This window comes from Brevundimonas sp. FV1ye28 (genome assembly GCF_058681135.1).
Map to the genome: position 1 here is coordinate 1,265,061 of NZ_CM178731.1, position 12,850 is coordinate 1,277,910.

The following is a 12,850-nucleotide window of genomic DNA, read 5'->3' on the forward strand; positions in this document are numbered from 1 at the left end:
GACTCTAGGCATCGCGCTGCACTCGGAGTGCAAAACTTAATCTCAAACATAACGTTTTTTATTCCGTCACTTATGTGAACTTCCTCCCCGATTTGGACTCTTGCACCCGATACTCTCCGAGTCCAAATTCCCGACGGATCGCCCCGGTCGCCGCCGGGATTTGCCTTCCCCCGCGACAGCCCGCTAAGCGTAGCGAAACAGGACGCACAGGAAACGCCATGGCCATCCCCGCCTCCCTCCAGAAGGGTCTGAAACTGCCGGTCATCGAGGCGCCGATGTTCCTCGTCTCCGGCCCCGACCTGGTCGTCGAGTGCTGCAACAACGGGGTGATCGGCACCTTCCCCTCGCTGAACGCCCGCACCACCGAGGGCTATCGGAACTGGCTGGTCGAGATCAAATCCCGCCTCAACCCCGACGCGGCGGCCTTCGGCGTCAACCACATCGTCCATCCGACCAACCCGCGCCTGATGGCCGACATGATGGTCTCGGTCGAGCATCAGGTGCCCCTGATCATCACCTCGCTGGGCGCCGTGCGCGACGTCGTCGACGCGGTCCACGGCTATGGCGGTCAGGTCTTCCACGACATCGCCAACGTCCGCCACGCCCGCAAGGCGGCCGAGAGCGGCGTCGACGGCCTGATCCTGGTCGCCAACGGCGCCGGCGGCCACGCGGGCATCATCAACCCCTTCGCCCTGGTCAATGAGGTGCGCGAGTTCTTCGACGGCACCATCATCCTGTCGGGCTGTCTCTCGACCGGCCAGGACGTCGCCGCCGCCCTGATGATGGGGGCCGATTTCGCCTATATGGGCACCCGATTCATCAACACGACCGAGGCCATGGCCCCCGACGCCTACAAGGCGATGATCATCGATTCGGGCGCGACCGACATCGTGCATACGCCCGCCGTCTCGGGCATCCCGGCCAACTTCATGACCAAGTCGCTGCAGGACAACGGCATCGACCCCAAGACCCTGCCCGAGCACAAGCTGGACATGGGCGACGAGGCCAAGGCCTGGAAGACCGTCTGGTCCGCCGGCCAGGGGGCGGGGGCGGTCCATGACGTCATCCCGGCCGCCGAGCTAGTCCAGCGTCTCCGCGACGAATATGCGCAGGCCACGGATCAGTTCGCCAAGAAGATCGGCGTCGCCTAATAGACTGCGGATGATCCGCGAAATCTTTCTGAAGGGCGCCCTGCCCGCCCTCGCCCTCCTTGTTCTGCCGACCGTCGCCTCCGCCCAGGACCGCGACAACGCCCGCTACAGCGGCGACACCCCGGGCCATTTCTCGTTCGAGCTGGGGGGCGGGACCGACAACCGTTCCAAGGGCGCGTCCAAGAGTGGAAACGACGCCTACGTCTTCGGCGAGGTTCAGTGGAACGCCTCCAACGGCTTCTACGCCGACCTCGAGTTCGAGACGATCGACTCTTCCGGCTCCACGGTGGAGACCGAGGCGGAGGCGGGCTGGCAGTATTCGGCCTTCGGTTTAGACTTCGACACCTCCGCCTCGCACAAGTGGCGGCTGGACGCCAACCCGGGCCAGGACGACGCGGCCTGGGAATACCAGTTCGACGTCATCAAGGATTTCGGCGACGTCGACACCCGATTCCGTGTCGAACACTCCCCCGACGGCCTCGGATCGACCGAGGCCTGGACCTGGGTCGAGGGCCGCGTCCGTTTCCCCCTGACCGACAGCCTGAAGGCCAGCGCCACCCTGGGCCGCCGTGAACAGGACAACTCGCCGGACTACACGGGCTGGAACGCGGGCGTCGCCTGGGCCGTCACCGACACGACCAGCCTCGACCTGCGCTGGCACGGCACCGACATCGAGGAAGAGGGCGAGCAGTACGAAGACGCCCTGGTCGCGAGCGTCCTGATCGCCTTCTAGACACACAGTGAGCGCCCGATCCGGTGCCTGTGGCGCCTTGCCGCGCGACCGTTCGTCAAGCATCCGGCGCGCACGGTAGGCCGTTCCTGATTGCGTCGCCTCGATGCGATGCTCTCAGGAAGACAACCGATGAAGCTCACCCTCCTCGCCGGCGCCGTATCGGCCGCCGCCCTTCTCGCCGCTCCTGCCGCCTTCGCCGATCACCACGGCGGCGGTCACGCCAAGCCCGCCCAGACCCAGCAGACCGTCGTCCAGGCCGCCGTCGCATCGCCGGCCCACACCACCCTGGTCGCCGCCGTCACAGCCGCCGGTCTGGTCGAGACCCTCTCGGGCCCAGGCCCCTTCACCGTCTTCGCCCCGACGGATGAAGCCTTCGCCGCCTTACCCGCCGGCACGGTGGACACCTTGGTCCTGCCCGAGAACAAGGCCACCCTGACCAAGATCCTCACCTACCACGTCGTCGCCGGTCGCGTGGCCGCGGCCGACGTCATCGCCCTGATCGAAGCCGGCGGCGGCTCGGCAGCCATCACCACCGTCTCCGGCGATACCCTGACCGCCTCGTTGCGAGACGGCTCCGTCATTCTGACGGACGAAAAGGGTGGCGTCGCCACTGTGACCCAGGCGGACCTGATGCAATCGAACGGCATCATCCACGTCACGGACGCAGTCTCCATGCCGCAGTAAATGGAATCGGCGGAGGGTTCTCCCCTCCGCCGTTTTCGTCTCAGCCCAGGGCCTGTTCCAGATCGGCGATCAGGTCGTCCAGGTCCTCGACCCCGACCGACAGGCGGATCAGGTTCTCGGTCACACCGCCCGCCTCGCGCACCTCTTTCGGCACCGAGGCGTGGGTCATGATCGCCGGGTGGTTGACCAGGCTTTCGACGCCGCCGAGCGACTCCGCCAGGGTGAAGACCTGCACCCGCTCCAGCACCTGTTTCGTGCGTGCCAGATCGCCGTCAATGATCACCGTGACCATGCCGCCGTAGCGACCGTTCATCTGATGCGTCGCCAGCTCGTGCTGCGGATGGCTGATCAGGCCCGGATAGATGACCTTGGCCACCCCGCCGCCCGGCTTGCCGATCCGGTCTTCCAGCCAGCGCGCGATCGCCAGCGCATTCTCGTTGTGCGCCTTCATGCGCAGGCCCAGCGTCTTCAGACCCCGGTTGGCCAGGAAGGCGTCGAACGGCCCCATCACCCCGCCGATGGAATTCTGAAGGAACTTCAGCTCCTTCGCGATCTCTTCCGACCCCGCCACCAGGACCCCGCCGATGATGTCGGAGTGGCCGTTCAGATACTTCGTCGCCGAATGCATGACCACATCGGCGCCGAGCGACAGGGGCCGCTGGCTCCACGGCGTGGCGAAGGTGTTGTCCACCACCAGCAGCAGGCCATGCTTCTTGGCGATGGCTGACAACGCCGCGATGTCCGCCAGCTTCATCAGCGGATTCGTCGGCGTCTCGACCCAGAGCATTCGAGTCTTTGGCGTGATCGACGCCTCGACCTTGGCGAGATTGGTCAGGTCCACATAGCTGAAATCCAGCCCCATCGACCGCCTGCGCACCCGCTCGAACAGCCGCCACGATCCGCCGTACAGATCGTCGCCGGTGACGATGTGCGACCCCGCATCCAGCAGCTCCAGCGCTGTCGACGTCGCCGCCATGCCCGATCCGAAGCCGAAGGCCTGAACCCCGCCTTCCAGATCGTTGATGCAGGCCTCGAACGCCTCGCGCGTCGGGTTCTTGCCCCGCGCATACTCATAGCCCTTGTTCACCCCCGGGCTTTCCTGGGCATAGGTCGAGGTCGCATAGATCGGCGTCATGACCGCACCCGTGGTCGGATCGGGTCGCTGGCCGGCATGGATGGCGCGGGTCGAAAAACCCTGGCTGTTCTTCAGATCGGCCATGGTCCTACCGGTTCAGGCTGAGGTGGTTGATCAGATCGACGCGGGCGATCAGGCCGACGAACTTTTCGCCGTCCAGCACGATGGCCACCCGGTCGCGGTCGAACAGGGGGATCAGGGCGTCCAGCGGCTCCGACACCTGCACCGTGTCCAGATCGCGCGTCATGGCCGAGGACACCGGCTTGGCGAACCGCTCCTTGCGGGTGATCTCGTCGGTGTTCATCACCTGGACCAGGTCGCTCTCGTCCAGAATGCCGACTAGACGGCCGTCCTGAATGATCGGCAGCTGAGACACATCGGCGCCGCGCATCCGCTTGAAGGCGGTGTCCAGAGTGTCGTCGGGCCCCGCCGTGACGACGTCGCCCTTCTCGTATTTGCGCGTGATCAGGTCCGAAAGGTCGCCGTGCAGCGTGCGCTCCCCCAGCCCCTGATCGGCCAGCCAGGCGTCGTTGTAGACCTTGGAAAGATACTTGGCCCCGGTGTCGCAGACGAAGGTCACGACCCGCTTCGGCTCGGTCTGCTCCCGGCACCAGCGCAGGGCGGCCGCGATCAACGTGCCCGACGACGACCCCGCCAGAATACCTTCCTTCAGCAACAGCTCGCGCACCGTGCCGATCGCCTCGGCATCCGGGATCGAATAGGCCTTGTCGATCAGGCTCATGTCGGCCGTCTCCGGCACGAAGCTCTGACCGATCCCCTCGACCGTGTAGCTGCCGTCCGGGCCCGGCACGCCCTCGTTGACGATGCCCGCCAGCACCGATCCGACCGGATCGGCCAGGATGATCTTGGCCGCCGACCCCTGGCTCTTCAGGAACTGGGCGATCCCCGTGATGGTCCCGCCCGAGCCGATCCCGGCCACGAAGGCGTCGATGTCGTGGCCCATCTGTTCCCAAATTTCCGGCCCGGTCGTCTTCACATGGGCTTCGGAGTTCGCCCGGTTGTTGAACTGGTTGACGAAGAACCCGCCCGGGATCTGCTGGGCCAGCCGCTCGGCCATGTCGGTATAGTATTCGGGATGGCCGTGGCCGACGTCCGATCGCGTCAGACGCACATCGGCCCCCATGGCCCGCAGATGCTGGATTTTTTCCTTGGACATCTTGTCCGGGATGACCAGCAACACCTTATATCCCTTGGCCTGACCGACCAGCGTCAGCGCCAGGCCCGTGTTGCCTGCCGTCGCCTCGACGATGGTGCCGCCGGGCTTCAACCACCCTTCCGCCTCCGCCGCTGCGATCATCGACAGCGCGATCCGGTCCTTGATCGACCCGCCCGGGTTCTGCGCCTCGAGCTTCAGGAACAGCCGGCAAAGCCCGGTGTCGATCTTCGTCACCTCCACCATCGGCGTCTTGCCGATCAGGTCCAGCAGCGAGCCGGTCGGCGCACTCAGGGTCGGGTGTTCGGATAGGGACATTGGCAAAGCTCCGGATTCGAGGCCGGAAGCTAGGCGTGCCCAGGCACAGGGACAACCCGTCCAGGCCGTTGCCGTTCAAGCCATTTATGGCTATATTTATGGCCATAATCCTGGAGACCGACCATGGCCACCTACGGCGTCGCCGAAGCCAAGAACAACTTCACCCACCTTCTGGACCGCGTTCAGGAAGGCGAAAGCATCACAATCACGAAACATGGCAAGCCCATCGCCGAGCTGTCGCCAACGCCGAAGCTGACGATTGAACAGCGCTGGGCCCTGATGGATGAGTTGAACGAGCGGCGCAAAAATCTCCCGCCGCTGGGCATGTCGGCCGCCGATCTCGTACGAAGCATGCGTGACGGCGATCCTGAGTGAGCCTGTATATGGACGCCAGCGCGCTAGTGGCGATCATTGCCGACGAGCCGCTAAGCCAGAGGGTTTTCGACGCGATACGGTCGCAGGACCGCCCCCCTATCATCAGTGATTTTTGCAGGGCCGAAGCGTCGTCAGCGCTCGCTAAACGGATGCGAATGCGCGTGCTTCCGGCTGATCGCATCGACGTTTATTACGCCCACCTCGACCAGTGGGCCCTGGCAGCCGGCGACCGGACGACGATCCTGTCCGAAGATATCGAACGCTCAGCCAGCGATGTCCGTCGTCATGACCTGGCCCTTCGCGCGCCGGACGCCATCCACATCGCCGCTGCCCATCGGCTCGGTGCCACCCTTCTCACGCTCGATCACGGCATGGCGAGCGCCGCCGCCGCATTGGGCGTACCCTATCTCAATCCCGCCGAGGCCGAAGCGCCCGGCGAACCGAAAGACTGAATGACAAAGACACCCAAACCCGCCGCCGGACTGCCGGACGAGGCCACTCTGCTGGCCTTCCTGCGCGAGGCCGGCAGCGCCGAAAAGGGCGACATTGCCCGCCACTTCGGCCTCAAGGGCGAAGACCGCCGCCGCCTGCGCGAAATGATCCGCGGGCTCGAGGCCTCGGGCAAGCGCGGCAAGAAGGGCTTCACCGAAGCCGGCGCCCTGCCCCCCGTCGGCGTCGCCGACGTGGTCGAGAAGGACAATGACGGCGAACTCTACGTCCGCATGGTCGAAGCCTCGGCCGACGCCCCGCGCGCCCTCCTGGTCCCCGACAAGTCGAAGGCCGCCCCCGGCCTCGGCGACCGGGTGCTGGCCAAGTTCGAGCACGGCCCGAACGGCTGGGAAGCCCGGCTGATCAAGAAGCTCGACACCGACCACAACCGTGTCCTCGGCGTTATCCGCAAATCGAACAAGGAGACCCGCGTCGAGCCCGTCGACCGGCGCTCCAAGGACGTGCTGGTCATCCCCCAGATTCTCGCCGGCGACCTGCGTGACGGCGACCTTGTGCTGGCCGCCATGGAGAAGGGCGACCACCGCTACGGCCAAAAGCGCGGCAAGATCCTGGAGACCATCGGCAAGGAGGACGATCCTCGCGCCGCCTCCCTGATCGCTATCCACACTCACAACGTGCCGATGGGCTTCTCGGAGGCCGTCGAGCAGGAGGCCGAGAACCAGGACCTGCCGACGCTGAAGGGCCGCGATGACCTGCGCGACATCCCCTTCATCACCATCGACCCGGCCGACGCCCGCGATCACGACGATGCCGTCTATGCCCAGCGCGACGACGATCCGAAGAACGAGGGCGGCTGGATCGTCTGGGTCGCCATCGCCGACGTCGCCGCCTACGTCCGCCCCAACACCAGCCTCGACCGCGAGGCCCGGGCCAAGGGCAACTCCACCTACTTCCCCGACCGCGTCGAACCGATGCTGCCCGAGCGGCTGTCGAACGGCCTGTGCAGTCTGAAGGAAGGCGAGAACCGCGCCACCCTCGCGGTCCGCATGGTCTTCGACAAGGACGGCCGCAAACTCGGCCACAGGTTCCATCGCGGCCTGATGCGCAGCCACGCCAAGCTCTCTTATGAACAGGCGCAATCAGCCATTGACGGGGTGGAGAAGGGCGGCGGCACGGACGACGCGACCGGTCCGATCATGGACACGATCCTGTATCCGCTGTGGAACGCCTACCACACCATGCTGAAGGGCCGGCTCAAGCGCGCGCCCCTGCAGATCGACAGCGCCGAACGCCGCATCCGCATGTCGCCCGACGGCGGCATCGCCTCGATCGAGAAACGCGTCTCCCTCGAAGCCCACCGCCTCATCGAGGAGATGATGGTCCAGGCCAACGTCTGCGCCGCCGAGACCCTGGAGCAGAAGAAGACCCCGCTCATCTTCCGCGTCCACGATACGCCGAGCCAGGAGAAGGTCTTCAACCTCGCCGACTTCCTGTCGACGATCGGCAAGCCCTGGAACAAGGGCGAGGCCCCGACCACCAAGCGGTTCAACAAACTGCTCGACGAAACCCGCGACGGTCCCCACGCCGAGGTGGTCAACGAAGTCGTCCTGCGCTCCCAGATGCAGGCCATCTACTCGCCTGAAAACGTCGGTCACTTCGGCCTGAACCTGGACCGCTACGCCCACTTCACCTCGCCGATCCGGCGCTACTCCGACCTGATCGTGCACCGGGGCCTGATCCGCGCGCTGGGCCTCGGCAAGGACGGCCTGACCGATCGCGAGATCGCCGAACTGCCCGCCATCGCCGACCAGGTGACACAGACCGAGCGTCGCTCCATGGCCGCCGAGCGTGACGCCATGGACCGCTACATCGCCGCCTTCCTGTCGGATCGCGTCGGCGCGACATTCACCGGCCGCATCACCGGCGTCACCCGCTTCGGCCTGTTTGTCCGCCTGGACGAAACCGGCGCCGACGGCCTCGTCCCCGTCGGCTCTCTGGGCAACGAGTATTTCACCCACGACGACCGCGCCCACGCCCTCGTCGGCGAACGCAGCGGCCAGCGCTACACCCTGGGCCGGACCGTCGAGGTCAAGCTCAAGGAAGCCACCCCCATCACCGGCGGCCTCCTGTTTGAGATGCTGTCCGACGCCGAGCCCCGCGACCCCAACGCCCCCGCCCCCCGCCTCGGCATGCGCGGACGCGGTCCGGGCGGCGGCGGCAACGGCCCGCCCAAACGCGGCGCCGGCCGCCCCGGCGGTCCCAAGCCCCCGCGAGGCGGCACGCCCAAGGGCGTCCGCAAGGGCAAGCGGCGGTAGTCAGGTCTCGCTCTTGGGCTCTGGACCGCAGAACCGCTCCCGGCCGGGCCAGACATAGTCCGAGTTCGAGATCGAACAGTCGGGCCTCAGCGCGGACGGTGGCGCCGGGGCGCGCCCGCGTGGTGCCACCCGCCAGCGGGAATCGAAGCCGCGTCCGTCCTCGCCTCGCTCGCCGGTCGAGGCGACGGCGCTGGCAGGCCCCGCTGCTTCAGGCTGGCCGGGGACAGCGTCGGTCGGTCGTATACTGACGAGCGTCGGGCTTGCGTGAATGGTCGGCGCGACTGCGGACGCCGAGGCGCTTTCCGCCTTCTTGGGCACGCCGATGCGACCCGCCCTCGGCTCGATCTGCACGTTCAAGACCGGAGGCTGCGCTGCAACCACCACCAGGTCGAGCGCATCCGACAGGAACAATGCCAAGGCAAAGACGTGCGCTGCGGCGGAAGCCAGAGCGGCCAGCCCTACCGCTCTCGACGCCCGCATTCGCCCCTCCGCATTTCGGAACGATAGTTGGAAGGGCCATCACGACAACTTTGAGGCGAGGCGCGGACTTGCTCCGGCTTTTCGATCCCGCCAGCATGGGCGCGATGACCGACCCCGCAACGAATTCCGCGCTCGACCGCCTCAACGCCCCCGAGCGAGAACTCCTCCTGCTGCTGGGGCAAGGCCACACCGCCAAGTCCATCGCCGTCCTCAAGGACCTCTCTGAACTCGCCGTCAATGAGCGCTTCCGCTCCGCCCGTCGCAAGACCGGCATCGGCTCCAGTCGCGAGGTCGCCCGCCTTCTGGTCGCCCAAGAAAATCGTGACGACATTATCGCAGTGGCCGAACCGGCCGCTAGGGTTGCACCCCTTCCTCGTCCAGACGCGCTCCGCCGTGCGTCGCCCCTCAGACGATGGAGCCTTCCCATGTCCGCCACAGCCGTCCTGATCGCTAGCGTCATTCTCGCCCAGCAAACCGCTACGCCGCCAGAACGCCAGCTCCCCCCGGCAGCGGCAGCGATGTTCGTCCCTCCGGAGCCTTCGCCGGACCTGGTCGCCCTTCGCGCGGAGATCGTCGGCGGCCACGTCGATCCGGAATGGTCCCGCGCCACCCAAGCCTCCCTTTCGCGCATCTACCAACAGGCGACCGAGCCGACCCGTGCCCTTGCCTCGCTGGATGTCGCCTGCAACGCCACGCTTTGCGAAGTCATCGGCGTCAGCCGCGACCACCTCGCCGGCGCCGAGATCGCGGCCCTCACCGACGCGGTCCAGAGCCGCGAGACGAATGAAGCCGCCCTGGCCCTCAAACTGGATAACGTCGTCAACAGCTTCCACTCGACAGCAAAGGGCGACACGGGGAACGAGGCCGCGGCCATGGTCGTATTCGCCGCCTATTGGCGTCGCGCGGACTGACCTTCCCCGATTATTCGTCCTCCCTCCGGCACGGCGCGGTGTTAGTCTCGCGCCGTGCCGACACCCCCTCATCAGCCCTTCGACGCCGCCCAGGATCTCCGTGACGCCCCCCGCGCCTCCGGGCCTCGCCAGCGCCCCAAGGACGCCGCCACCCTGATCCTCGTCCGGCGTGGCAAGGCGCTCGAAGTCCTCATGGGCCGCCGCGCGCCCGGCCATGTCTTCATGGCGTCCAAATGGGTCTTCCCGGGCGGCAAGATCGACCGCGCCGACTTCTCCGCTGCCGCCGGCACCGATCCGGACCCAGCCACCCGCGCCCGGCTTGAGGCCGAACTCCCGCCCCACCGCGCCCGCGCCCTCTGCTTGACCGCCGTGCGCGAGACCTTCGAGGAGACCGGCCTGATCCTCGGCCGCACCGCCCCGCCTGCCTCGGTCGCCGGACCGTGGCGGGAGTTCCGTCAGGCCGGCGCCCTGCCCGACCTCGCCGCCCTGACCTATGTCGCCCGCGCCATCACCCCGCCCGGCCGCACCCGCCGTTTCGACGCCCGCTTCTTCATGGCCGACGCCGCCGCCCTGCTGTCGCCCGAGCCCACCGCCGGCTCCGGCGAATTGGACGAGATCGCCTGGCTCCCACTGGATGACGCCCGCGCCCTCGACCTGCCCTCCATCACCCGCTTCGTCCTCGGCGAGGTCGCGGAACGACTTGTCATCCCGGACGGCGCGCAGCGACGAGCCGGGACCCACCGCCCCCTTCCCTTCGTCCGCATGGTGCGCGGCAAGCATCTGGTCAGCCATGACTGAGACCGTCACCCTGCGACTGACGATCGCCGATCCGGTGCCCGGCCTGCATTACTGGCGGCAGGACGCGAAGAACGCGCCCCACGACATCCGCCTGTCGACTGAGGCGCCCCTGACCTTCGACATGCCGGTCGATCTGCGTCCGGACGGCAAGCTGGGCGGGACCTGGGTCCGCCGCGAAGGTAAGGAGCGGCGTTTCGTCTACATCGCCATCGGCGGCGCGATGGAGGGCCTGCCCGTCATAAGCCGCCGCGCCAAGATCGACGTCCACGACATCCCCGCCGACCTGCTGAAGCCCGGCGCCGTCATTGCGACCACCCTGCCCGGTCGCGGCAGGGACGGCACGCCCGCCTGCGCCACAGTCCGCCCCCTGACGCCTTGGACCGCCGTCGCCTGAACCTGTTATCCCGGAAGGTCCGACGCGCCTGTCCTGGACGCCCTGTTCCCGCCATGGTCGCCCTTCAGCCTCACCGGGCTGGCGGGGAGGTTGTGTGTCGAACGGGTCGAGTTTCGCGTCATGGCGCTGGCCTGCCGCCCGACGATCGTCCTCGCGCCGCGCCGCGCTTCTGGCCGGCTCCCTCCTGCTTCATGCCGCCGTCCTGACGCCGCTCGCGATCGGCCTGTTCACCGGCCAGCGGCCGATCTTCACCGACGCCCCCGACCTGCCGGTCTTCGTCGAGATGGAGCCCCGCCCCCTGCTCGACGGCGAGACCGCCCGCGAACCCACGCTCGCCGCCACCGCCGCCCGGGAAGCCACCACGGCCCTTCGCGAAACCGTCCCCTCCGCCACCCGCGATCGCACCCGGCCCGAAGATGAGGAAGACCGCCCCACCCAGCCGAACCCGCGCATGGGCCATCCCTTGGTCGACGCGCCGCCCGCACCCTCCGATCCCTGGCAGGTCCGCCCGGAAGGTCTGGCCGCCGCCGTCGGCCGCTCCATGCGTCTCGGCGCCGGGGGGTGTCGCACTATGGACGGCCGCCTGTCCGCCTCCGAACAACAGCTCTGCGACGAGCGGTTCAACCAACGCGCCGGGCGGGCCGGTCCGCTCGGTCCCCGCACCCTGACGCCGTCCGAACAGCGTCGCGACGCCCAGTTCGCCCGCGACGGCGCCGCCGCCCTGGCGGCGCACGACTCCCTTCGCGGAGGACGCCCCGGCGTGGGCATCGTCATGTCCAGCCCCGAGTGCGTCGGCGGCAATCTGCGGGGCACCTGCGCCGGCGCCCATCTTGGGCCCCAGTACCAGCACGCCGAAGAAGCCCCATTCGGCGGCGGCTCGGGCCCGAAATAGATTTGCGCCCGCCCTGTTTCGGCCGTGGTCGGCCCCCAGCTTGACCTTGCCGACGGGGGTTCTGTGTCGAAGGTTTCGAGTATCGCGTCCTGGCGCTCGCCCGCCGCCCGTCGCCGCGCCGCCTTGGTGGCGGGCTCGGTGGTCCTGCATGCCGCCGTCCTGACGCCCTTGGCCATCGGCCTGTTCACGGGACCTCGGCCCATCTTCACCGACGCCCCCGACCTGCCGGTCTTCGTCGAGATGGAGCCCCGCCCCCTGCTCGATGGCGAGACCGCCCACGAACCGACCCTGGCTGCGTCCGCCGCTCGCGAGACCGCCCCGGCCCTCAGCGAAACAGTCCCCTCGATCGCCCGCGACAGGCGTCTGGATGACGAGGAGGATGACCGCCCTGACGTCCCCGTCCCGCGTGTCGGTCACCCGCTGGTCGGTCCTCCGCCCACCTCGACCGATCCCTGGCAGGTCCAGCCCGAAAGCCTGCCCGCCGCCGTCGGCCGATCCATGCGCCTCGGCGCCGCGGGGTGTCGCATGATGGACGGCCTCCTTTCCGCCTCCGAACAGCGCCTCTGCGACGACCGGTTCAACGAGGCCGCCGGCCGCGCCGGCCCGCTCGGCCCCCGCACCCTGACGCCGTCCGAACAGCGTCGCGAGGCCCAGTTCGCCCGCGACGGCGCTGCCGCCCTGGCCCAATACGAGGCGCGTCGTCGAGGTCTCGCCGGCGGCGTGGGCGTCATCGGGCCCGGCGACTGCCCGGGCTCGAACCTGGGCGCAGGCTGCGCGGGCGCGCACCTGGATCCCGCCATCCGCCAGGGCGCCACGACCGTCGGCAACCCCGGCCTGCGCGAGCAACGTCAGGACGCGATGCGCCCCATCCGGGGGCAGGAATAGACGCGATCAGGCTCGGGCGACGGCCCAGCCATGATCCGGGCAGAAGGCGTCATGCGCGGACCACCGGGCGTCAATCGCACACGTCGCTGTCCGCGCGCCTGCGGCGCAGGGAGGAGACAAACAAAAAGGGCCCGGATTGCTCCGGGCCCTTTTCA

The 12,850-nt window shown here is 68.0% G+C and carries 14 protein-coding genes; 11 read left to right on the plus strand and 3 right to left on the minus strand.

The features are described from left to right. The first annotated feature begins 218 nt into the window (after positions 1-218). The 3 genes from ACW171_RS06340 (at position 219) to ACW171_RS06350 (ending at position 2,568) form a co-directional block, all read left to right on the plus strand. Positions 219-1,151, plus strand: a complete 933-nt coding sequence (locus tag ACW171_RS06340; RefSeq protein WP_492096239.1) for an NAD(P)H-dependent flavin oxidoreductase — start codon at positions 219-221, stop codon at positions 1,149-1,151. A gap of 10 nt (positions 1,152-1,161) precedes the next feature. Next, complete coding sequence (locus ACW171_RS06345; protein ID WP_492096240.1) at positions 1,162-1,884, plus strand: TorF family putative porin; 723 nt, start codon at positions 1,162-1,164, stop codon at positions 1,882-1,884. Positions 1,885-2,013: 129 nt separating this feature from the next. Further along, a complete protein-coding gene (locus ACW171_RS06350) occupies positions 2,014-2,568 on the plus strand; it encodes a fasciclin domain-containing protein (RefSeq protein ID WP_492096241.1) in 555 nt (184 codons plus the stop codon). Between the two features lie 40 nt (positions 2,569-2,608). Here ACW171_RS06350 and ACW171_RS06355 read toward each other — a convergent pair whose 3' ends face one another. Together ACW171_RS06355 and ACW171_RS06360 are read right to left on the minus strand one after the other, a co-directional pair. Then, a complete protein-coding gene (locus tag ACW171_RS06355; protein ID WP_492096242.1) occupies positions 2,609-3,787 on the minus strand; it encodes a trans-sulfuration enzyme family protein in 1,179 nt (392 codons plus the stop codon). Between the two features lie 4 nt (positions 3,788-3,791). After that, positions 3,792-5,195, minus strand: coding sequence for a pyridoxal-phosphate dependent enzyme (locus ACW171_RS06360; protein WP_492096243.1), 1,404 nt, complete (start codon positions 5,193-5,195; stop codon positions 3,792-3,794). A 123-nt stretch (positions 5,196-5,318) separates the two neighbouring features. Between ACW171_RS06360 and ACW171_RS06365 the strand changes: the two genes are divergently transcribed. The 3 genes from ACW171_RS06365 to rnr are packed head-to-tail and all read left to right on the plus strand — an operon-like array spanning position 5,319 to position 8,335. Further along, positions 5,319-5,570, plus strand: a complete 252-nt coding sequence (locus tag ACW171_RS06365; protein ID WP_492096244.1) for a type II toxin-antitoxin system Phd/YefM family antitoxin — start codon at positions 5,319-5,321, stop codon at positions 5,568-5,570. Continuing rightward, positions 5,567-6,022, plus strand: a complete 456-nt coding sequence (locus ACW171_RS06370) for a type II toxin-antitoxin system VapC family toxin (protein ID WP_492096245.1) — start codon at positions 5,567-5,569, stop codon at positions 6,020-6,022. Before ACW171_RS06365 ends, ACW171_RS06370 begins: the two co-directional genes overlap by 4 nt. Further along, positions 6,023-8,335 (plus strand): ribonuclease R, encoded by a 2,313-nt coding sequence (gene rnr, locus ACW171_RS06375; RefSeq protein WP_492096246.1) that lies wholly within the window; start codon positions 6,023-6,025, stop codon positions 8,333-8,335. On the opposite strand, the gene ACW171_RS06380 is transcribed toward rnr, so the two are convergent. Continuing rightward, a complete protein-coding gene (locus ACW171_RS06380; RefSeq protein WP_492096247.1) occupies positions 8,336-8,815 on the minus strand; it encodes a hypothetical protein in 480 nt (159 codons plus the stop codon). A 95-nt stretch (positions 8,816-8,910) separates the two neighbouring features. On the opposite strand from ACW171_RS06380, the gene ACW171_RS06385 reads away from it, so the two are divergent. From ACW171_RS06385 to ACW171_RS06405, 5 genes are all read left to right on the plus strand, one after another. Beyond that, on the plus strand, positions 8,911-9,726 hold the full coding sequence (locus ACW171_RS06385; RefSeq protein ID WP_492096248.1) for a hypothetical protein: 816 nt from the start codon (positions 8,911-8,913) through the stop codon (positions 9,724-9,726). A gap of 54 nt (positions 9,727-9,780) precedes the next feature. Beyond that, complete coding sequence (locus ACW171_RS06390; protein WP_492096249.1) at positions 9,781-10,524, plus strand: NUDIX hydrolase; 744 nt, start codon at positions 9,781-9,783, stop codon at positions 10,522-10,524. Beyond that, complete coding sequence (locus ACW171_RS06395; RefSeq protein ID WP_492096250.1) at positions 10,517-10,918, plus strand: DUF5990 family protein; 402 nt, start codon at positions 10,517-10,519, stop codon at positions 10,916-10,918. The genes ACW171_RS06390 and ACW171_RS06395 overlap by 8 nt, the downstream gene beginning before the upstream one ends. Before the next feature lie 94 nt (positions 10,919-11,012). Beyond that, positions 11,013-11,810 (plus strand): hypothetical protein, encoded by a 798-nt coding sequence (locus ACW171_RS06400; RefSeq protein ID WP_492096251.1) that lies wholly within the window; start codon positions 11,013-11,015, stop codon positions 11,808-11,810. 63 nt (positions 11,811-11,873) lie between these two features. Further along, a complete protein-coding gene (locus ACW171_RS06405; protein WP_492096252.1) occupies positions 11,874-12,695 on the plus strand; it encodes a hypothetical protein in 822 nt (273 codons plus the stop codon). Positions 12,696-12,850 lie beyond the last annotated feature (155 nt).